Here is a 23,177-nt window from a genome sequence, read left to right on the forward strand (position 1 = left end):
GTATTTCCGAAATATTTTGTATCTTAGCCATATCTTTGTTGGGGGATTTCCCCCGTTTTGGCTGTCAAACCTTATTTTCGGGGGAATATCTAAAGATACAAAAAAGCCAACTAATTCGCAATACATTGTGTATGAATTAGTTGGCTAATTTTATTATATTTACTGAATATCCCTAATTTGTTATATTTACTGAATATCCCTACTTTAGCCTTTGTTTACGTCACTTATAGAACTACAAGCAGAAGATTTTTATGTTAAACTTATAGATTATAATAAATCAATCTCAGCTTTTTATAAAACTTTGAAGACAACCTTATTTCTTTTGGGAAGCATCATTTAAATTGCCACTCATCAAATGTGAGATTGTTTCCTTTTAAAACAAAACAAAGGTCTACGAAGCCTTTCATCTTCGTTTGAATTTCAGATTTGATGAATTTCATTTGCGAATTGCTAACTTTAATTGAAGCGATAACCTCTCCTTCCGGACTGTTCCGACGAACATCTATGGTTCCATTCCCAGATGCCTTAATTTCTAAACTGGAAGGAACTTTACTGAAAGCTACCCCTCTGACGGCAATGATACCTGTCTTGTTGGGAACGGTCACGGCATGCATGTCACCAATTCTTTTCCCGTTTACAAATTTGACATTCTGTGTGGCAGCTGTAGTTTCTGCCTGCTGAACAATGAACGGATTCATAGGTCGTATCTGTTCCACGCCTTTCAGTGTCTGGTTCCCCATGTGGATGTCGAGGTTCTTTTCGTCCACCTTGATTTCATCTACGCAAATATTACGGAACCCTCCGTCCGTATTGTAACTGTGCTGCAGACTCATCGTGTGGTAAAATATATACCATTTCCCACAGTATTTTTCCAAATGGGTGTGATTGTTGCTGAAATCGAATCCATAATCCCCCGGATTTTTAAAATAATTGTGGCGGTATTCCCAGCTACAACTGTCAAGCGGATTCTTGCTGGTCATGTATGTCATGCAGCAGGTGGTCGGCTTTTCGGTCGGGAAAGGCCAGTCGCTGTAGTCCTGCCAGTCGGTATTGTATGTATAGACATAAGTTCCGTTGATAAAATTCAGTTCGTTTGCTTCAAAATGATGTGGAGCATAGATGGGTACTATCGGGCTGTCAATGCTTGTCATGTCTTTTCCTAACCGCATGATGCGTGCGCATGACCCGCCTACGGCCAACCATCCGATACCTTTGTCGTCAATGACGGCTCCGGGGTCGAAAGGAACCCTACAGTCACCCAACTCGGGATTGTTCCCGTCGATGAGGCTTTTGTCGAGCGGGCTGGACCACGGACCGACAGGAGAAGTGGAGGTCAGTACGGCAGTGCCTACTCCACTGTTGGAAAAATAGAGGTAAAAATGTGTCTTTCCGTCTTTTTCTTTCCGTTTGACGATGGACGGAGCCCATGATGCCACAATCCATGGCGCGATGCTGTCTGTCTTGATCAGACCGTGATAAGTCCAATTCACCATGTCGTCCGTTGACATCATGACCAGTGTTTTGATGTGTTCATACGTGTTTCTGCCGTCACGTCCCACTGCTTCATATTGTTGCTGGTCGTTTGTGCCGTAGACGTACAGTCGTCCGTCGTGGACGATTGCTGTCGGATCGGCGGTAAACATGAAATCCAATATCGGGTTTGCGTCTTTTGAAGTCAGTTTTGGAGAAACTTCCGGAACGACAGGCATGTATTTGAAATTGTCAAAGTCCGCATATCCTTGCCCTTCGGCGAAAAGTCCCAGATAGACACCGGTGAACCCTCCGTTGGTCTCAGTGCTCAAATAACGGGTATTCATACGTCCTGCTTCAGTGTAATGTGTGCCGTCTGTAGAATAAGCCAGGGTGTATGTGGCCGCATCTCCTTTGATTCTCAAATAAATGAAATCATCAGGCACCTGGCAGATATCCTTTTCGTAGCAGAGTTCGCTCAGGCGGTAGCGCAGCTTCAGCTTGTTCTCGGAAACGAACAGGTCATAGTGGGCGGAAGGACACAGATAGGCCGTAATTCCGGCATTCCCGTTCCCTTTTGCCTGCATTCTTGTAGTGGCCTGAAACTCGATGTCTTCCTGTCTGCGGCCTGCGAAAGAAGGCGACCCGTAATCATCCAGTCTGATACTGCTTCCCTTTATCCGGAGGAATCCGTTTTTCTCCGTGAGCGAATAGTTCTTTTTGTCCGGGATGCCAATCCAGTTCCATTCCGCTCCTAACTGCGGATTGTTGAAATCCCAGTCCGGACTGTTTCTGACGGTGGTTTGGGGGAGTGTCTTGACATCTTTCATATCCAGATTGATGGTACCGTCTCCGTTTACGACAGGCCATCCGTCTTCATTCCATGCGACGGGAGCCAGAAATGTTTCGCGTCCCAGCACGTGGTGCTGTCCGTTTTGCGTGCGGAAACCGAGGCATACCAGCCACCAGGAACCGTCGTGTGCCTGCACCATATCGGCATGGCCGACTCCCTGTATCGGATTGTTTTCTGCGTTCTGGTTGATGTGGGTCAGAATCGGATTGGCAGGATTGCTCTCATACGGGCCTCCGATGTTCCGGCTGCGGGCGATGGTCACCTTGTGCCCGTATTCTGTTCCGCCTTCGCTTATCATCAGGTAATACCATCCGTTCCGTCTGTAGATGTGCGGTCCTTCCGGATAGCGTCCGCCTGTTCCTCCCCATATGCGCTTCGATTCGGAAAGCTGCTCTCCTGTCTTCGGGTTGATTTCGCAGAGCCAGATGGCACCATCGGGATTGCTCACCAGATAGCAGCGGCCGTTTTCGAAATAGAGTGAAGGGTCGATGCCTCCCTGTCTGATCCAGACAGGGTCCGACCATTCTCCATACGGGTTATCGGTATATACCAGAAAGTTTCCCCTGTCTGAAGTGTTGGTTGTAATCATATAGAAAGTACCGTCATTGTAACGGATAGTGGGTGCGTAGATGCCGCCCCACATGTTTCCTCCTTTGATTTTCAGTTGGGATTCCCGGTTCAGCACGTGCCCGATCTGTTCCCAGTTCACGAGGTCCCTGCTGTGGAAAAGGGGAACTCCCGGAAAATATTCGAATGAGCTATTCACAAGATAATAGTCCTCTCCTGCCTTACAGATGCTCGGATCGGGATGGCATCCGGGAATGACCGGATTTTTATACCCTTGTGCAAGGCTGCTCCCTGTGGCCAGGAACAATAGTGTAATCAGATAGAATGCCAATTTCTTCATGTTGTCTTGTTCTTGTTTTGGTGAAAAGGCAAAGGCACATCGGCACACAGCCTGCGAGACAGTAGTTTGAAGGACTATGTGTCTTTGTGCCTTTGAGTTTAAGATTTATCTTAGAATGGATATTGTCCTCTTTCCGCTCCTTCTTTCAGCTGGTTGTACACAGTCGGCAGCAGTATTTTTCCCTCATTGCGGTCAAACAGTCCTCCATTTTGTATATCCCATAAGAAAGGAGCCAGTCCGTTGTTCTTGGCTTGTTCCGTAACATAGCCTGTGAAGTAACCTTCCGATTCATGGCAGACCTCTTGGAGAGAATCAACAGGGTGCGTACGGTACATGGCACTATATTCCCCCAATACGAGAGGTATTCCCTTGTCCACAAATTTCTTTTTCATTTTTTCGAATTGTTCACATACATGCACCTCCTGTGAACCTTCATTGATAGGACCGTATTTAGCATAAGGTTCTCCCCAAAAGTAGGTACAGCTATTCGGATTGTCATCCAGACAGAATTGGGCCGGGTCATAAAAATGTACTTCTATAATCATTCGTGCAGAAACCGTATCTTCTGGTAATTGCATCCACATCTCTGTTCTGTTGATGTCGGTCCGCGGTCCTTGGATGACAAGATTGCGGTAAAGGTTGTTTCCGCCGGTTCTTCTTACGGCATGTACAAATGCTTGTTCGTATCTGTTCAGGACAATCATGTCTTCACGACTTTCTACTACAGGCTCGTTTGCTCCAGCAAAAAGTAACCGTCCGTCATAGTCTTTGAATGTAGTCGCTATCTGCGTCCATAAATTATATACCTTTGATTCAATTTGGGCTATAGATTCAGGAGTTTCCATGGATGCATTACAATGATTTTCCATCCATCCTTGATCCCAATGGATATTTAATATTGTATATAAATCTGCATTCATGCAGTAGTCTATCACCTCTTTGACTCTGTTCATCCAACTTGGCTTAATGGTTATGCCGTCAGCTTCCAAATACTGGTCCCATGAGCAGGGGACACGGATGGCGTTGAAGCCCCAATCCTTTATTTGATTAATTATTGTTTGGGTCGTATATGGTGCTCCCCAGGCTTCTTCTCCACCTGTAGCTTCCAATGTATTCCCCAAATTAATTCCCATCTGGATGGACTTGATGGTTTCGATGGCATCCTTTTCCATTCCCGCTGGATAAGTCTCCGCATTCTTTGAGGTCTGAGTGACTGTGTACTGGCGGATATTTCCACCTGCGTTCATAGTTATGGTTGCTGTACGTTCCGCATCAGTTGTATTTCTTTCTACCGCGATTTTAATGTATTGTTCGTCAGTCGGGTTGCCTGATACATTTGATAAGGTACACCAGGATTGGTCGCTTGACAGGCTCCATCCCGCATTGGAGGAAAGCTTCGCCATGACGAAAGTCTGTCCGTAGCCGAACGTAATACTTGTCGATTCTTGTCCGTCAATGCTGAGTGAGAAAACCGCTCCGTCCACTTTGTCGGCCTTACAGGACTGCAGTCCAAGAACCATTGTCATAAGGAGCAGAAAAAGGTATGTTATTTTCGTTTTCATATTTGCTTTGCTTAAAAATTAATTTTCTTTTTGGATAGGAACGATACGGAAGTTGTCCACGTAGAATTCAACGGATACATCGTTTTTGTTACTCGGATTTCTTACATAGATTCCCAACTCGTTGACCCGACTTGTAAATTCCTTCCATGTCGCTTCTGCCACAAGTGATTCCAATGGGATACTGCATTGCATCCATTCCGCAGTCTCTGTTTTTCCTGTGAATGAGCTTACGGGTACATAATCTTTCAGTGAAGTGTCGAAATTTCCTCCAATCTGGATTTCCAGTACCGGACCGTCAAATAGTTTTGTGACATAGCATTCGAACTGCAGTTCCAATTCTGAAATCGGCGTGTTGTCCGGTATGATATTTTTATTTGGCCAGACTGTACTGTTTACAGTTTGTCCCCACCAGGAGTTATTGGCTGAAATGATTCCGACGATACCGGAATATTGACCATCCGCAACGTAAGGGTCTTTTTCTCCATCGCTTATCCAGACTCCGGAATGGTCACCCCAACTATGTTGACCTACTTTGTCGAAGTCGAGAACGATGTGTTCTCGCGGATAGAATCCTTCCAATTCTGCAGTTCCGCCAATAGTGGCCACGCTGATCTTTCCCGAATTTTCCGGAGCCTCCGGCATTGTGAATGTAATGGCGTTCATGGCTTCGGAAACTTCAAGGTCTTCTTTTGGAATGTCGAACTCGTCGTTTATGTTGACCTTTGATACATTAATGAAGTTCTTGCCTACAATGGTGACTTCCGTTCCGGGAATCGGCATCGTGGAACTGATTCCGGTGATGGCCGGTTTCGGTCCACTTGGTACAAATTCGATGCTTGCCTCGTCGGTATAGCAATCGACAAAGATATAGCCTGCTTCTTTCGATAGTCTGTCCGGCATATTGAACGTAATCTGTTCATAGTCGTTGCTTACCTGATAGTCAGTTATCGGCATGGTCACCTCAACGGAGTCCTTGCTGAAGTAAATCCGCTTGATTTCATAGAAGTTCTGTCCCATTAAGGTTACCTCGTCACCCGGTTCGATGGGATAGAATGCCGAGACATAGAATATGGTCGGTCCCGGTGAGAGTACGTGCATCGGGAACGTGGCTGTTCCGTGGTTTGTGACTATTCGCAGTTCGGCCTGAAGTTCAGGGTTTGTGGATGTCAGTTTGAAATCTTCATCGTATGGAACCGTTATAATCAGGCTGGTCGGTGTAGAATAGGTGGAATTGAAGCTGATTTTCTGGTTATTGATATAGACTTCAATTACACCGTCCAGGTTCTCACCTATGACAGCCAGCATAGTTCCCGGTTCTACATCCGTAAAGGTACTGTCCGCCAGAGCTGGGTCGGTCAATCTTAAATAGTGTATCACAGGCAGATTGTTCCCGCCGTCATCATCTTTGCATGACGAAACGGTGGAGAGTGTCAGAATCGCCAGCAGGAATATAGCCGGCCATCCATTGTGAATGATTTTCTTGATAAGTGTTTTCATGTGTGCATGATTTATTCGTTAAAGTTATAAGGTACCGGATCTTCTCTCAGCAGTGGGTTCTGGATGACATCGGATTCCGGATAAGGCAGGAAGATATCATTATCGGTGATGTTTATCTCCACCGTAGGAGCATTGTAATATTCTTCTCCTTCCAGAAAATTCCCGGAGTTGTCATATCGACCGAAATGTAGGTAACCTCTCTCGTCTTTTTTGGTGGCGTCTGCTCTGTATCCGCGCAGCTGTTTGTTGTTGAAATAATCCAGCATCTTTTCCGGTTTCCAGCAGTACCATGACACCATGTCATACCAGTTGCTGAATTCTGCACAGAACTCTATTCTCCGTTCCCTGATAATGTCATCGAGCGTGATGGAAGATTTTTTCCAAGTACCGTTCCCATTAAATCCTCTGTAACGTACCTTGTTGAAATAGTTCAATCCGGGGCCTGAACTCAAGGATTCGTTGTTCCCCAAACAAGCTTCTGCATAAGTTAGATACACATCTGCCAGACGCAGTATATAGGTGTTGAGTGGAGAACTTCCGGCACCTACGTATCCGTCATTATCATCAGCTCCTCCTGGTACACCTTTTTTTATTGGTGAACCATAATCTTTGTAAGTATATCCTCCGTCTGCAATACAGATATACGGATAGTAGGTGCCGTTGGTAAAGAAAGTGGCGTTGCGGCGCAATGTGTCTGCAAGTTCATATTGCTGTAGCATGTCTATGCCGGCATAAAATCCGCTCCATGCATTTTCTCCTCCTATAACTTCACTTGAAAAGGCTAATTCTGATAAAAGGCAGTTGTTTGTTCCCCATTCTCCTAAAGGTACCCATTGCATTGCAAGCAATGATTCCTCGTTGTTGTTGAACTTGTATTTGAACAGGTCTTCATAGTTGGGGAGGAGCTCCAGTCCGCTGTTGTCGCAGACATCTGCGGCGTATTGTTTGGCAAGTTCCAGATCCTCTTCATCGCGTTGCCCTCCTTTTTTCCATCCGGAGCGTGCCAGATAGACTTTTGCCAGCATCCCTTCGGCTGCCCAGCGTGTCGCTCTTCCCGGCTGGCTTCCTGTTTCGGGCAGGTTCTCCGCTGCATAGGTCAGGTCGTTGATGATGAACTGGAACACATCTTCTTCTCTGTTCAGCGGGCGGACCGGATTGTCGACTACATCCTGATTATGCTCGATGATAATGACAGATCCCCATGCTCTTATCATGTAAAAATAAGCGCAGGCCCTCATTAGACGTGATTCTGCGATGGCTTTTATTTTTGATTCTTCGGTTACATCAGCTGTGCATTTGGTATTGACATCGTCTATGACCTGATTTGCCATTGTTATTACGCTGTAGAATGATTTCCATGCATTTGCTAGATCTTCGCTTAATGCAGTTACTTGGAATGTCGTAAATTCAGGGAAAGCCCACGGACTATAAAAGTCATTGGCGCGTGTGCTTCCCAAATACATGATTGGTCTCCTGTTGTAATCAAACCATGCCCTGTTGTACAATGGAGCGGTTGCCGCTTCCAGTGCATCGTCCGAGGCATAGAAGTTTCCGTCCACGTATGAATTTTCGGGAATACGGTCCAGAAAGCTATCTTTGCATCCCGACAGGCAGATGCCTGCGAGTACAATCAATGCTGATATTATTTTGTTTTTCATTGTCATATTGTTTTTATGTGGTTAGAAGCTCAGGTTCAGTCCGAAGGTACAGATCCGTTGTGACGGATAGCGTGCATAGTCTACACCCCGAAGGAGTACGTTGTAATTGTACGCTCCGATTTCCGGGTCATAACCTTTGTATTTGGTGAATGTAAAGGCATTCTGGATATTCATATAGATTCTCAGGTTCTCTATTTTCCATTTGTTTATCCATTTCTTGGGGAAGCTGTAGCCCAGCGAAATGTTCTTGATTCGCAGATAGGAACCGTCTTCTATGAAGCGGTCACTCATACGGTTGTTGTCATTGCCGTTGGTCGCGCTGATGCGCTGTACAGTGGCAGACTCCGGATTGCTCAACCGCACGTTCCAGATTGCGTCTGAAGGAGACGAGGGGTCAACCACCTCCACTTTGGCTATACCGGTAGCTTCTTTCAACAAGTTGCTGTTTCTCATGGGGTTGGTAAATTCTTGGCGTAGAAGATTCATAATTTTGTTGCCATAGACACCGTTGATGAAGATATTCAGGTCGAAGCCCTTGTAGGTGAACGTATTGTTGAACCCGTAGGAGAATTTGGGCTCCGGATTCCCCAGGAAGGTGCGGTCCTGTTCGTTTATTACTCCGTCCTTGTTCAGGTCTTCGAAGATGAAGTCACCTATCCATGTTTCGTTGGGGGTGATATGATTGTTTTCCGGAAGGGCGACCGGAATCCGGCTTCCGTTTCTGTCAAGGAGGAAATTCCCGTCCCTGTCCCTTTGGTAGAAGTCGTCTTCCGTCTTGAACATGCCGATGACTTTGTAGCCGTAGAATTGTCCTACCGGCTGTCCTACAACGGAGAGGGTCAATGTCTGCGTTCCGTCCAGGACTCCCGACATACTTGATGTTTCCGTATACAGGTCAGTAATCTTGTTTTTGTTGAATGAAATGGTCAGTCCCGACCGCCATACGAAATCTTTGGTTGAGATGTTGACCGTATTCAGAGTGAATTCAGCCCCTCTGTTCTGCATGGCGCCTGCATTTACCCACGGTGAGGTGATAATGCCGCTCACATAGGTAGGCAGTGAGGCCTGCATCAGCAGGTTGTCTGTATTTTTAAAATAAGTGTCGAAGATGAATTCCACCCGATTGTCAAAAAGGTTCAAATCAAGTCCAACATTATAAGCCTTAGTCTCCTCCCATTTAAGTTTATCATTGGGGTAGTTTCCTGGATAGAATCCAGTCCCCCAGATACTGGCAGCTGATACCATTGTCACTCCGTATGCATAGTTGTTTGCCGACTGGTTACCTACCAGTCCCCATCCAACTCTCAGCTTCAGATTGTTTATCCATTTGACATTTTTTAGGAATTTTTCATTGTTGATTCTCCACGCCAACGCTACGGACGGGAATACGCCCCAACGGTTGGCAGGACCGAAAGTGGACGACCCGTCTCCGCGGAGTGTGAATGTGGCGAGATAGCGTTCGTCATATCCGTAATTAAATCTTCCATAGTAGGATTCGATTGCAGATGAACCTCTTCCACTGCTGTTTTTGGCTGTAGTTGCATCCCCCATATTCAGTTCGTGTATCGTGTTGAATATGTAATTTTGGCGACTTCCTTGTAGATTCTCCCATGAATTTTCTTGTGCTTCGTGGCCGACCATTGCCAAGACATTGTGCTTCCCGAATGTTCCGTTATAGGTCAGATAGGTTTTGAGTGTCCAGTATGAACCATTATTGGCACTGCGTCTTCCTTCTGAAGTTTGCTGGAAATGGCCGTAGTCGTAAAATGGCTGGTAATAATAATTGTTGCTGTAGGAATAATTTCCTGCATATTCTGCACGGAATACGAGTCCTTTCCAGAGTGTGAGGTCTGCAAAGAAATCAATGTACATTTGCGTCCCTTTGTCATAGTTTTCACGTAAGAGAGCTTCGGCTACTGGGTTAGCTAAATAATTGCCGAAGTTTGTTGTTTCCTGTGCGCCCCATGTCCCGTCCGGGTTGCGTGCAGGCGTGTCGGGAAACTGTTCGATAGCTGTGCGGATGATGTTCCCGTTGTCTATCGTATTGTGTTGAGTCGTTTTTGCCACGGATGCCCTCAGTCCGGTAGACAGCCATTTGGTAATCTTGTTGTCGATGTTGACACGTGCGGAGAAACGCTCAAAGTCGGAACCGATGGCGATTCCTTCCTGTTTCAGGTAACCGCCGGATATGGAGTACTTCACATTGTCGTTTCCTCCCGAAATGTTTATCTGATGGTTGTGCATCGAAGCGTTCTGGAAAATTTCATTTTGCCAGTTTGTTCCTTCGCCCAGCAGGGAAAGGTCCTGGAATTCGGTACGTTCCCCGAATCCGATGATTGCCGTGCGCATATTGTAATATTCGGCATATTCGCGCAGGTTCAGCACATCCAGCTGTTTGGGAAGCTGCTGCAGACCATAGTATCCTTCGTATGAAATCTGCGTCTTTCCCGCTTTGCCTTGCCGGGTAGTGATGAGGACGACACCGTTTGAGGCACGCGACCCATAAATGGCTGTGGCGGAAGCGTCTTTCAGGATTTCCATGGATACGATATCGGACGGGTTGATGGCTGAAAGGACGCTCGAATTGGTGTTGTTGTTTCCGGAGATGGTGACACCGTCCACCACGTAGAGCGGTTCGTTTCCGTTGAGTGAGTTGATACCGCGGATGCTGACGGAGATACCTCCGCCCGGAGCTCCCGAGTTCTGGGTGACGGATACACCGGCGGCACGGCCTTGAAGTGCCTGGTCAAGTGAGGTGATGACCGACTGTTTGATTTCGTCTTCGCTAATGGAAGTCATCGCACCTGTCAGGTCACTTCTTTTCATCGTACCGTAACCTACTACAACTACTTCATCCAATATTTTTGAGTCCTCTTTCAACTGTACATTAACAATCGTTTTGTTCGCCTTGATTTTCTGGGTTTGGTAGCCGATGTAGGAGAAAATCAGTGTCTCGTTGGAACGGGCCTGGATGGAATATTTTCCGTCCAGATCGGTGATTGTTCCCACTGCGGGTCTTTCCTGTATTTGTACGCTGACTCCAATCAGAGCCTTGCCGTCAGTCCCGGATGTAACTGTTCCTGTTACTGTCCTGTCCTGAAGCGGACTGGCGAAAGTGGGATTGGCAGGACCCACTAAAAATAAGGTCCACGCAATGCACCATAGATAAAGACTTTTTCGTCTTGTCCTAAAACTGTTTTTCATGATACAACATTTTAAAAATTAACCGAATTATTTCTGTTTTCTTGTCTGTTTGTTTTTTTTGTCAAATCTAAGAAAAGTTGTACAGAAGCGGATGCTAGGATGTTTTTGAGGTGTGTTGTTTTTTCAGAATAGAATGTTTAAATGTTTTTTTCGGATGTATGGAATGTTTCCGGAACTTTTCATACCCGTTTCAGAGGGTATTGTAGGCAGGGAAACGGGCTTTTGGAATCATTGCGTGTGTTGTTGTACCTTTTCGTGTGCTTGCTGTAAGTCGGAACTTGCGTCGGGCAGAAAGGGGTGTGTCAAATAAAAAGTCATTTCTATTTTGACACGCCCCTTCTCCGGACGAATGTCGGACTTTGGCAGTCGTCTTTCATGTATGCCGGTTTTCATTTGCCGTTGCTTCCCGCTTCCTCCCAGAGGAATACGGTTCCGTTCATCCGGCTTGCCGATGTTCCCGGCCAGTCGGCGGCATAGGCTTCGCCCGATGCAGGATCCAGCCCTACATAGCGGTGTGTCTTCAATGACATCAGCATACATTGTCCGTGGAGCATGTCCTGCCACATGAACAGGCAATCCTCCGTTTCCACCGGAGACAGGCGTAAGTCACCGGACATGCCCAAACCGGCTACGGTCATATAGCCTGTCCCGTTTACGGCCTTGAGAACGACTTTTCCGTTTCCTCTGTCCTGCACTTCAAACATACAGTCGGAAGGGTTGCGTTTTTTCATGTCTTCCCATACGGAATAGACCATTCTGCGCGGGTTTGCCTGCATCCATTGTCTGTTGCCGAGGTTCAGGAAACTGACGGTCTTTCCCAACGGGATATTGCGGCTGCGGTCGGCAAGAGGCTCTTCCACATTGAAATCGTCAAATTCGGCATATCCGCCTTCTTTCCCTTGGCGGTTGAATGCGAACAGTGCGTATCTCGCACCTTGAAAGATCTTGGTCTGATACGGTACGGGCAACCGTTTCCCTATATTCCGGAAATTGACGCCGTCAAAGCTGTAACTGAATTCTGCCCATTCGTGCTCAAAGTCGCCGGTGATGCGCAGGAACATTCTTGGTTGGTCCAGAGGCATTTCTATAGTTTCGTCCGTACCCAGATTATAGTAGTGCAGGCAGGGCTTTTTGTCCTTTACGGCGATGCCTACCCACTCATAAGGGATGTTCAGCAGTCCGAGACCGGCAATGTCTCCTTCTTTCATGTGGGAAGCGTCCAGCGTTACGGTAGTGACGGAAACCGGACCGATACCCCGTTGGGTCAGGGTGTTCTTTGCCCAATAGAAGTCTTTGGCAGGCATCGTGTGCAGACGGAGTCTGCCTTTCTTTATGGTCCATTTGCTGTCGTCGGGGAGATGGTTCCATTGCCAGACGGGCAATAGTTTCCCTGAGTCGAAGTTGTCGCTGTGGACGTATGGGGCGTGGGGCGTGACTTTCGTTGACACATCGGGCTTGAACCATGTTCTCGGGGAGCGTCCCAGGTTGTTTTCAAGTCCGAAATACGGCCATCCGTCCACCCATGTTACGGGTGAAAGGCAAGTGGTGCGTCCGACTGCAAGGAAGTCCAGCATGGAGAAGCCCCACCAGTCGCCGTTTTCCAGCTGGATTATCCCTCCCTGATGAAGTGTCGCGCATCCCATATTGTCCGCATTGGGCTTGTGGATTTCCATCTTCCATTTCTTCATTTCCGGCATGGCACCGTCCATCGGTACATTTGTAATCCATGTGGAATGCTCGGTTCCCATTGTTTCCCGACAGCTAATTACGCGTGTCTCGTAAGGACCTTCCAGTTTGTCGGCACGTGCGCACATCATCCGTCCCATAGGCGCATAGTCAGCACTGATGATGTAATACCTTCCGTCAATCTTGTAGGCGTGATGTCCCTCTCCCATGGCATTTCCACGAGGTATAATGCAACGGTCGCTGCCTTCCACAAAACCGCTCAGGTCCGGTTTGATTTCAACGCAATGAACCTCGTCATAGCCGTAAATCGCATATATTTTCCCGTTGTCAAACAATACGGATACATCGTGGGTGGACCCTCCCATATTGTGGTGTTCCCATGGACCTTTCGGATTTTCGGAAACAAAGATTTGCATTCCGATTCCGTTGATGTTCGAGAATATGTAGAACTTTCCTTCATGATACCGGATGCAGGGAGCCCAGATGCCTTGTCCGTATGCTTCCTTTCCGTCTTCGAGCCGGAATCTGGAATCATCGACCGGAATGCGGTCGAATGCGTAGCTGCAGAATTCCCAGTTGACAAGATCCTTTGATTCCAGAACGACCAGACCGGGATTGCAGTGCATTGTTGTACCTACCAGATAGAACGTATCATTCACCCGGATCATATCGGGGTCGGAAAATTCGTCGTAGAACAAAGGGTTTGTAAAGGTTCCGTTTCCGTTGTCGGCTGTCCAGGATTTCGGTTGTCCCCATGCTGCAAGAATTGCCAGATTGAGAATGGCGGCTAATGACAGGATTTTCCGCATCTGCATTCTCATTGTAAACAGGAATAGATTTCTTTTCATTGTTGTCGTTTTATTGAATGAATATTTTAAGATAGCCTATGGATTAAAAAAGTTGTGCGCATTCGGATGATAGCTGATTGTTTTTATGTCAGTTTTTTCCCCGAATACACACAACCCATAAAAGCCGGCAAGCGGGTATGTCAGAATAAAATGTCATTTCCATCTTGTCAATCCGTTCAAGATGACATTGCTTGTTGATGGCGGAATTCTATTTTGACATCCCCTTGACTCTCAAAGATTTTCTTTTTATTAAGTTTATTTGTTCGGCGTCTCCCAGATTTTGGTTTCGCTGCATTTTGCGTCAATCCACTGGTCACCGCACTTGAACTTGAAGTCACCCTCTTCCAGTCTCCATTTGCCGTCATAGCCTACGAAAGCCATGTCGCTTCCTCTCAGTTTCAGCGTGACGGTCTTAGTCTCGCCCGGTTGCAACGTAATCTTGTCGAAGTTGCGCAGGCGGATGTTATCGGGCGTACTGCTTGCCACAAGGTCTTTCGAGAACAGAAGCACGCTTTCCTTTCCTGCCGTCTTTCCAGTATTGGTCACGTCTACCGTGAATGTCAGTTCATCGTCGGCGTTGAAAGTTGTCTTGTCCAATTTCAGGTTGGCATATTTATAAGTAGTATAACTCAATCCGAATCCGAACGGCCATTGGATGTCCATCACGGAATCATAGTTGTAGTTCCCGTTCATCTGCCCGATGTTCTCGCAGGACTTGTAGTCGTATGTGGCGAGTGCATTGATGTGTTTCGGATAAGTGAACGGCATCTTTCCGCTGAAATTGCTGTCTCCTGCGAGCAGGTTTGCCAGTGCATCGCCCCCGTAGTTTCCCGGAAGCATCACGTTCACGATAGCCTTGGCAAGCGGTTCGATATCCTTGATGAGTCGGGGACGGCCTTGGTTGAGAATCAGAACGATGGGCTTTCCGGTCTTTGCCAGTGCTTTCACCAATTCCTGCTGATTGGACGACAGGTTCAGGTCGGTCAGGTTGCCCGGAGTTTCGCAGTAGGAGTTTTCGCCTACACAAGCGACAATTACATCGGCACGGCTTGCTGCGGCAACGGCCTTCCCGATTTCCGGCGTGTTCTCTTCCCACCAGTTGTCGTTCTTGTAGGGCGCATAGGTTACGCCCGGCTCATAGATGATGTTCTCTTTCCCGTATTTGTTGCACAGTGATTCATAGATAGTATTGTAGGCTTGCGCACATTCGTCGGCACGGTGTCCCTGCCAGCTGTACGACCATCCTCCGTTGAGGCACCGCATCGAATTGGCGTTCGGACCGGTGAGCAGGATTCGTTTCCCTTTTGCGAGCGGGAGCAGGCTGTCTTCGTTCTTTACCAGCACTTCCGATTCTTCTGCTGCCTGCAGTGCGACTTCCGCAAATTCTTCCGAACCGAATTTGTCGTATTCTTTCACATCCCAGTAAGGACGCTCGAACAGTCCGAGGCGATATTTCAGACGCAGCACACGTGACACCGCATCGTCGATGCGGCTCATCGGCACTTCACCTTCTTCCACCAGTTCCTTCAGATAGTCGCAGAAGCTCAGTTCGTAGGGCACCATCGACATGTCTATTCCGGCATTGATGGCAATCTTGATGGCCTCCTTCTTTGTGGCGGCGATATGGTCACGGACACAAAGGTTGTTGATGTCCGCCCAGTCGGTCACGATAAGTCCGTCCCAGTTCAAGTCTTTTTTCAGCCATTGGGTGAGGAATTCTTCATTCGCATGGAAAGGCATTCCATTGTCCACGCTCGAATTGACCATTACGCTCAACGCTCCGTCACGTACGGCGGCAAGGAATGGGGCGAAATGTTTTTCGCGCATGTCGCTCCGTGAGATGGATGAAGGCGTGCGGTCCTTTCCCGAAACGGGTACTCCGTAACCCATGTAGTGTTTCATGCAGGCCGCCACGTTGTATTTCCCGATATGGTTCGGGTCGTTCCCCTGGAAGCCTTCTACAGCTGCCTTACCCATCTCGGCGTTTACATAACAGTCTTCCCCGAAGTTCTCCCACATGCGCGACCAGCGCGGGTCACGTCCGAGGTCGACCACAGGGGCGAATGTCCAGGGAATGTTTCCTGCCTTTGTCTCGTAAGCGGATATTCCGGCTTCCCGTTTCACCAGCTCCCGGTTGAAAGTGGCACCCATGTTCACCCCTTGAGGGAACAGGGTTCCTCCCAGTGTATAGGTCGTTCCATGAATCTGGTCCACACCATAGATGCAGGGGATTCCGATTTCCTTCATCGAGACTTCCTGAATCTGCCTGATGGCTTCCGCCCATTTTTCTTTTGTCTGTGCCACGCTTAGAGGTACGTTCAGCAGAGAGCCTACCTTGTATTTGCCTATCACGGTGTCGAGTTTCGCCTTGTCAAGCGTGAATCCGTTTTTCTGGCTGGCATCGAAGTCGGTCACTACATCGATGGTAATCTGGCACATCTGTCCGATTTTTTCTTCCAGTGTCATCTTGTCCAGCCATTGCTTGATGTTTTCTTCGATTTGCGGGTCGGACGGGATGGCAGGACTTGCCTTCTGCTGTTGGCAGCCGGTCTGCAACAGGGCACCTGTACATAGCATGGATGCCACTGCGAATTTGGAAATGTTTTTCATGAAATTTTTATCTGTTTTTGGTTTGTAATATACAAATGTAGGGGGAATTTGCCGTTTATGCCGATACTATTTTAGCAGATAGTCCGCATTTCCGGCTGCGGATGCTCCAATCGCTCCCCCGTCTGCAAAGATAGTCTTTTTCCCGTATCCTCCTACAGATTCTCCGTTGCATGGATATTGAAAATGAGGGGGCGTATGTTTCGCTTTGATGCTCCGATTGTTGAATAGGAGAGGCAGGAAACAAAACGGGCATCGTCCGGTAACATTTTATCATGTTACATAACAAACTCTCATGTTCCTGAAACGAATCAGTCAGTACCTATATAATAATATTCCGTAATTTTGCTATTACTGTAAAAGCGGTTTTTAATGCATTTGTTGAATCATTAAACATTTAATTCTTATGAGAAAGACAATTTTGTTTGGACTGGCGGCCGCGATGTTGGTTGCTGCCTGTTCGGAAGAAGATGACTTGCGGCAGGGGATTGCCGGCGAGGGAATCACTTTCACTTCGTCTGTAATGTCACGCGCGACAGACACAAGTTTTGAAGCCGGTGACGCAATCGGTGTTTCCATGTATACGGAGAGCGGTTTTGTAGGGAATGCCACCAATGTGCAGTATACCACTGCGGACGGAAGTGGATTTACTTCCACAAACCCGATGACCTGGGAAGCTGCAGGTAGTGCGGAAACTGTGGATTTTAAAGGGGTATATCCGTATAAGGCTGATGCGGTAGCTGATGGAATCTATTCATTTACTCTTGCAACAGGAGAGGGAGCTTCGTTGAGTGATAATGATGTGATGTATTCTTCAATGACTGATGTGACAGTCGGTGCAAAGAATGTCGACCTGACTTTCACGCACAAGCTGGTAAAGGTGGTCATGCAGGTTTATGATCAGAACAGAAACCTTTTGCCCGGTGCAACGGTAAAAATAAACAACCAGCAGACAAGCGGTGCGTTGAATTTGGCTGACGGTACGGTGGAAGGTACCGGTACTGCCGATGCGACCTTGAATTTTGCAAGCAATCCTGAGGTAGAAGGGGAATATCAGACAATCGTAATGCCTTCTGCCGCAACGCAAGGAAGGGTGATAACAATCACTTATAACAATGTAGACTATCCTTGTCCGGTAGATATCTACGCTTTTGAGTCAGGAAAAAAAGTCATATTTTCGGCTACTCTCAACCCGGATGGAACCGTTTCACCAGGCGAAACAGTCATTGTTTCTGCCAATGTTGACGATTGGGAAGAAGAAAAGGTTAACAGCGGATGGATATTTGGTGAAGGAGAAAGTTTTGAGATTCAGGGAAAGATTTCTTATCAGTTATTGAGTGAACCTGCTGAACTGACGATAGAAGGTTCCCATTTTGGAGACTTTAGGGGACAACTGAACGCAACTGATGTCTATAGCCTCAAATATACACGGACAGATGCTGCAAATGATGCTACTATTACGATATCTGATAAAAGCTATACTTTGCAGGAGGGGTTAACTTCTGGTACACTCTTAATAGCTGCTGGGGATAATACGTCAGGCATTGATGTGTCTTCGAATGATTCAGGCATTATGCTGACGAGTGTTTTGGTTTATACTAATGAAAACATTGGTTTCCCTATTACGCTTTGGACCGGTGATGGAACAGCCGGAAACGGAATTGCTGGCGAGGAAGGATTAGAAAATGCAGGCTATAGGCCGATTATGGCGCGTATTAAACTTAGTGATGAACAATTGAAGTTCTTTGTTCCAGGTGCCATTTTACGATGCTATTTCGGTGAAGGGGTAACTGAAGAATCCCAAGCTGAGTTATTGTGGTTAGGGACTTTGCGTATGCATTTTAATGGAAGTTTAGGTTCGTTTGATATTAATAGTCATAGTTTGATAAATGTTGTGACTCTTTCAATGTGTGATGAAGTAGCTGTAAATAATGGTGAAATGATTTTTGAGAAGGATTGGAGTGAATTGTCTTTACAATTAAACCGCATTGAATTGGTGCCGAATACTGATGAAGAAAGTAATTATTCTAATTTGCTATGGTGCCATATGATTGAGCAAGAAGAGATAGGAATAGTGGATGATGGTGATTGTTGGTTGCACTATGGCACTTTAAAGATGGGAGTTCCTGCTTCTTTAAAATCAGGGGATATTATTAAAGTTACTTACGTTAGTGCTTCTGAAGGTGCATATTTTGAAGGAGTGCCAGAACCACAAGGTGATGAGGCTGTAATTTTTAACAAGCAAATAGAGACAGAAGGGGATGGTGTAGCTGAAATTGCTGTTGATGAGGATATATGCCAAAGATTGTTAGAGCTTAGAGAAAATAGAGAGGGACTTGGAATAAAGTCGCTTACTATTAGGGGAGATAATGTTGCAATACACAAAATTCAGCTGGTTCGCGGATCAGGAGAATAAGCAAACAGACTGATTGACAAATAGAAGATGGGGGTATATCCGTAGGGGTACACCCCTATTGTTTTTCTTTTGTCCGGACACGTAGTGAAAATGTGATGAAAATGCAATTGGCATTTGCTTTTTTTCTTTCTTTTTTCTTCTTTTGTACTCTCAAAAAACATTTTTGGTCTATCAGAATGAAAGTACGTTTCCTGTTTATATTAAGTTTTTTGTCGGTTGTGGTTTCATTGTCCGCCCGGAATTTCATGTTCAAGCATCTGGAGGTGGCTGACGGACTTTCCAATAACTCCGTTTATGCCATTCTGAAAGATAAGGACGGCTTCATGTGGTTCGGGACAACTTCCGGACTGAACCGTTATGACGGATATCGTTTCAAGGTCTACCGGCATCTTGCTGAAGATTCGACATCCATCCCCGACAATTATATAACCGGCCTGATGGACGCTCCCGATTTCCTGTGGGTACGGTTGAGTACGGGATATGCATTGTTCGACAAGACAAAAGACCGGTTTAATAGAAATCTGGAAGAGTTTATGAGGAGTATAGGAAGCAAGATGAAAGAACCGGAATACGTGTATGTCGATTCGTCGGAAAACACGTGGCTCAGTGTGCCGTCTGAAGGCTTTTACCGGGTAAGCAAAGACAGGCAGGTACAGTTCCGGTCTCTGCATGCCTTGAAGCTTCCTGATTACGGAGTCAATGCCATAGCCGAATGCTGTGACGGGATTCTCCTGCTTTATGCTTCGGGAAGGATGGTGTGTCTGGACTTTTCGGATATGAAGGTGAGATGGATAAAGGATGACATTGAAAAACAGGTGAAAGACAGAACGGCACGTTTCTCTTTCTTTGTGGACAGGGACAACTGCGTGTGGATAAGTTGTGTGAACGGTCTGTGGGCTTATGATGTGCGGGCAGGAAGATGGCTTGCGGATTTAGTAGAGCCATGGAGGAATCAGTCTGATTTTGTCCATTCGGTATCTCAGGACCGGCAGGGAAGAATCTGGATAGGGAAGGATTATGGAGGCATCGATGTCCTCGACAAGAAAACCGGGAAGGTAACCAATGTGGCGAATGACGTGAAGAATCCCCGGAGTTTGTCGCACAACACCGTCTATGCGCTGTATGCTGATCGTAATGGAGTGATGTGGGTGGGAACCTATAAGAAAGGCGTTTCCGTGTATGGGGAAAGCATGTTCAAGTTCAATATGCATGAAGTGGGTGACGTTACCTGCATCGAGCAGATGGATAATGAACGTCTGTGGTTGGGAACGAATGACCGGGGACTCATTTTATGGAACAGAAATACAGGCTTGGTAGAGAGAGCCTATACTTTGGGCTGTCCGGTAGTCTCATTGCAGAAGTCATCTGACGGGCGGTTGTGGATTGGTACATTCAATGGCGGACTTTATTGCATGGAACATGGCCGTCTGCTTCATTATACCCTGTCAGACGGGTTGCTGAACAAGAGCGTTTGGGCATTGGAGGCGGAAGGTTCCAGACTTTGGCTCGGTTTTCTGGAAGGAGGACTTCAGTATATGGATTTGAAGCGGAATGAGTTTCATACCTATAAACAGATTGAAGATATGGTTTCGTCACTGGATGTGACGGAAGATGACGAACTGGCTGTCGGCATGTTAGGCGGTACGGCTCTGATTGATTTGCGGAATCCTGACAAGTGCTATCGGGTGGGGAGTGATGACAGGATTGAGAGAGGCGGAACAGACAGGTATGAGGTGAATCAGGTGTATAGTGACAGCCGTGGTCTGATATGGATTGCCACTCGCGGTAATCTGAAAGTCTATGACAAGAAAGCCCATTCCGTAAAAGTCTTTCCGGGCATAACGGGTGTGTCGGGTGAAATCATATCCGGAATAACGGAAGACCGTAATCACGACATGTGGATTTCTTCTACACGTCAGATAGTGCATCTGAAAGTCTCCGGGGACAGCCGCAGAGGATATGCGTTCGAGCCGCGCGTGTATAATGAAAAGGACGGTCTGCAGAACTGCGACTTCAATCTGCGGGCGATAAAGACCTTGCAGGACGGCACGATTGTGGCCGGCGGACTTTATGGGCTGAATGTGTTCAATCCCGATGAAATGCGTTATAACAAAGTACTTCCCAAGGTGATGTTCTCGACTCTTTATTTGTTCGACAAGGAAGTGAAGACCGGAGAAAAGTATGACGGACGTGTAATCCTTCCGGGGGACTTGAACCGGTTCAGGAAGATTGAACTGGACTATGACCAGAATATCTTTACCGTGGAGTTTGCTTCAGACAACTTCAATCTGCCGGACAAGACAACCTACCAATATAATCTGAAGGGGCTGGGAGACGGATGGCTCGTCCTTCCTGCAGGGATAAACCGTGTGACTTTCACCAGTCTTGCTCCCGGAACATATACGCTGAATGTGAAGGCGACAAACAGTGACGGATATGAAGGCAGGGATGTCGCCCGCCTGACGATTGTGGTGCATCCTCCTTTCTGGCTTGCGTGGTGGGCATGGCTGTGTTATGCGCTCGTTTTTGTGTCGCTGCTGTTTCTTGCCCGCAGGCATATCCTGCGAAGGGAGCGCGAGAAGTACCGTATGCAGCAGATAGAACATGAGGCGGCTAAGAATGAGGAGGTGAATCAGATGAAGTTCCGTTTCTTCACGAATATCAGTCATGAGCTCCGGACTCCGCTGACCCTGATTATCGCTCCGCTGGAAGAACTGCTGGCACAGGAGAAGGATGAGTCGCGTAAATCGGTGCTGACGCTGATGTACCGGAATGCAAGGCGGCTGTTGATGCTGGTCAATCAGTTGCTCGATTTCCGGAAAGGGGAGATGAGCGGACATCAGCTGTCGTTGGCGGAGGGAGACATTGTGTCGTATGTCCGTGAGGTCTGCAATTCTTTTCTGCTGATGGCTGACAAGAAGCATATCCGTTTCTCTTTCTTTTCCGGAGTGGAAAGCTTTTCGATGGCCTTCGATGTGGACAAAGTGGGGAAAGTGGTGATGAACCTGCTTTCAAACGCGTTCAAGTACAGTCCCGACGGTGGACGTGTGACCGTGATGATGGAGCGTGTGGAGGGTGAAAAGGAGATGATGGAGATAAAGGTTTCCGACACGGGAATCGGCATTCCTGATGCGGATAAAGAGCATGTCTTCGAGCGTTTCTACCAGACTGACCATAAGGGTATGGAGGAGACGACGGGCAGCGGAATCGGGTTGAGTCTGGTGCGTGATTTCGTCCGTCTGCATGAGGGGACGGTGGAAGTGTTCGACAACATAGGGACAGGGACCGTGTTTGTGGTACGCATTCCGGTAAGACATGTGGATGTCATGGCCGAACTGCCGAAACCTGTTGTGGTGCAGTCGGATGCAGATGGTGTATCGGAGCAGGTTGTGGAGCAGACCGACCGCAGCAGTTTCCCGCTTCTGCTCGTTGTGGACGACAAAGAGGACTTCCGCATGTTCATGAAGCACAGCCTTGAGCTGCAGTATCGTGTGGAGACGGCTTCGGACGGAGAACAGGCATGGAAGATGATTCAGGAGAAGGAGAGCCGTCCGGACCTTGTAATCAGTGACGTGATGATGCCGGGTATGGACGGGAACGAACTGTGCCGGATGATTAAGTCGGACAAGCGGACATCGCATATCCCCGTAATCCTGCTCACTGCCCGTCAGGGGGATGAGTCGAAGGTAGAGGGACTTGAAACGGGTGCGGACGACTATGTGACCAAGCCGTTCAATATGATTGTTCTGGTCCTGCGTATCCGTAAGCTGATTGAGCTGAGCCATTACCGCCAGGTCACCCATGCGACGATTGATCCGGCTCCGAGCGATATCGTGATTACTTCCCTCGACGAGAAGCTGATAGAGAAGGCGGTCAAGTATGTGGAGGACAATATATTCCGGAGTGACCTTTCTGTTGAAGAGCTGAGCCGTGCATTGGGGATGAGCCGTGTGCATCTGTACAAGAAGCTGCTGCAGATAACGGGGAAGACTCCGATTGAGTTCATCCGCGTAATCCGTTTGAAAAGAGCCGCACAGTTGTTGCGTGAAAGCCAGCTTCGTGTGTCGGAGGTGGCATATGAAGTCGGCTTCAACAGCCCGAGGTATTTCAGTACGTACTTCAAGGAAGAGTTTGGTGTACTTCCCTCCGTCTATCAGGAGCAGGAGGGAAAATGAACCGTCTTGAGGTTTAAAATAAAAAACAACCTTCATTTTGTCATCCTGAGCGTCCGTTTTCCATGGAAAACCTATTCGATAGTGACGGGTATTGTCTAAGGGAACGCAAATGAATAATTCCGCAGACATCCATGCGAAATCACAAGCTGATGCATACGGGATGTTTTGCTTCTTTCCCTTAGATTTGCAACATGCCATTACTTTTGGCGGTCAAATTCTGTTCCGACACACTTCCAGGCAATTTTTTCAGTAGCGGAAGGCCGGAGTTGTCTCCGGACAAAATCCGTTATGTCT

9 protein-coding genes and 1 pseudogene are annotated in these 23,177 nt (G+C 47.3%); 2 read left to right on the forward strand and 8 right to left on the reverse strand.

The annotated features are described in order from the left end of the window. Positions 1-332 precede the first annotated feature (332 nt). From NW212_RS13225 to NW212_RS13260, 8 genes and pseudogenes are all read right to left on the reverse strand, one after another. Complete coding sequence (locus NW212_RS13225; protein WP_309148254.1) at positions 333-1,709, reverse strand: glycoside hydrolase family 43 protein; 1,377 nt, start codon at positions 1,707-1,709, stop codon at positions 333-335. After that, positions 1,710-3,230, reverse strand: a pseudogene (locus tag NW212_RS13230) (glycoside hydrolase family 43 protein); the annotation flags it as partial. It abuts the gene before it with no gap. A gap of 110 nt (positions 3,231-3,340) precedes the next feature. Further along, positions 3,341-4,792, reverse strand: a complete 1,452-nt coding sequence (locus NW212_RS13235) for a cellulase family glycosylhydrolase (protein WP_258339112.1) — start codon at positions 4,790-4,792, stop codon at positions 3,341-3,343. 18 nt (positions 4,793-4,810) lie between these two features. Beyond that, complete coding sequence (locus tag NW212_RS13240; RefSeq protein WP_258339113.1) at positions 4,811-6,289, reverse strand: glycan-binding surface protein; 1,479 nt, start codon at positions 6,287-6,289, stop codon at positions 4,811-4,813. An 11-nt stretch (positions 6,290-6,300) separates the two neighbouring features. Continuing rightward, positions 6,301-7,947, reverse strand: coding sequence for a RagB/SusD family nutrient uptake outer membrane protein (locus NW212_RS13245; RefSeq protein ID WP_258339114.1), 1,647 nt, complete (start codon positions 7,945-7,947; stop codon positions 6,301-6,303). A gap of 21 nt (positions 7,948-7,968) precedes the next feature. Further along, positions 7,969-11,151, reverse strand: coding sequence for a TonB-dependent receptor (locus NW212_RS13250; RefSeq protein WP_258339115.1), 3,183 nt, complete (start codon positions 11,149-11,151; stop codon positions 7,969-7,971). A 389-nt stretch (positions 11,152-11,540) separates the two neighbouring features. Continuing rightward, the gene (locus tag NW212_RS13255; protein ID WP_258339116.1) at positions 11,541-13,685 is read right to left on the reverse strand and encodes a glycoside hydrolase 43 family protein; all 2,145 of its coding nucleotides are present in this window, start codon (positions 13,683-13,685) and stop codon (positions 11,541-11,543) included. Positions 13,686-13,940: 255 nt separating this feature from the next. Then, positions 13,941-16,295, reverse strand: coding sequence for a glycoside hydrolase family 3 N-terminal domain-containing protein (locus NW212_RS13260; protein WP_258339117.1), 2,355 nt, complete (start codon positions 16,293-16,295; stop codon positions 13,941-13,943). 403 nt (positions 16,296-16,698) lie between these two features. Here NW212_RS13260 and NW212_RS13265 point away from each other — a divergent pair, with 403 nt between their 5' ends. After that, complete coding sequence (locus NW212_RS13265; RefSeq protein WP_258339118.1) at positions 16,699-18,708, forward strand: fimbrillin family protein; 2,010 nt, start codon at positions 16,699-16,701, stop codon at positions 18,706-18,708. Positions 18,709-18,884: 176 nt separating this feature from the next. Further along, positions 18,885-22,883 carry a hybrid sensor histidine kinase/response regulator transcription factor gene (locus NW212_RS13270; protein ID WP_258339119.1) on the forward strand — a complete coding sequence of 1,333 codons (3,999 nt, stop codon included), beginning with the start codon at positions 18,885-18,887 and terminating at the stop codon, positions 22,881-22,883. The last annotated feature ends 294 nt before the right edge of the window (positions 22,884-23,177 follow it).

It is taken from the genome of Bacteroides sp. ET225, assembly GCF_024733745.1.
GTDB lineage: Bacteria > Bacteroidota > Bacteroidia > Bacteroidales > Bacteroidaceae > Phocaeicola > Phocaeicola excrementipullorum.

Coding starts and splice junctions, on each gene's coding strand:
- NW212_RS13225 (WP_309148254.1), bottom strand. CDS start 1,709: ATGCCTGTCGTTCCGGAAGTTTCTCCAAAACTGACTTCAAAAGACGCA.
- NW212_RS13270 (WP_258339119.1), top strand. CDS start 18,885: ATGAAAGTACGTTTCCTGTTTATATTAAGTTTTTTGTCGGTTGTGGTT.
- NW212_RS13260 (WP_258339117.1), bottom strand. CDS start 16,295: ATGAAAAACATTTCCAAATTCGCAGTGGCATCCATGCTATGTACAGGT.
- NW212_RS13245 (WP_258339114.1), bottom strand. CDS start 7,947: ATGAAAAACAAAATAATATCAGCATTGATTGTACTCGCAGGCATCTGC.
- NW212_RS13255 (WP_258339116.1), bottom strand. CDS start 13,685: ATGAAAAGAAATCTATTCCTGTTTACAATGAGAATGCAGATGCGGAAA.
- NW212_RS13235 (WP_258339112.1), bottom strand. CDS start 4,792: ATGAAAACGAAAATAACATACCTTTTTCTGCTCCTTATGACAATGGTT.
- NW212_RS13250 (WP_258339115.1), bottom strand. CDS start 11,151: ATGAAAAACAGTTTTAGGACAAGACGAAAAAGTCTTTATCTATGGTGC.
- NW212_RS13240 (WP_258339113.1), bottom strand. CDS start 6,289: ATGAAAACACTTATCAAGAAAATCATTCACAATGGATGGCCGGCTATA.
- NW212_RS13265 (WP_258339118.1), top strand. CDS start 16,699: ATGAGAAAGACAATTTTGTTTGGACTGGCGGCCGCGATGTTGGTTGCT.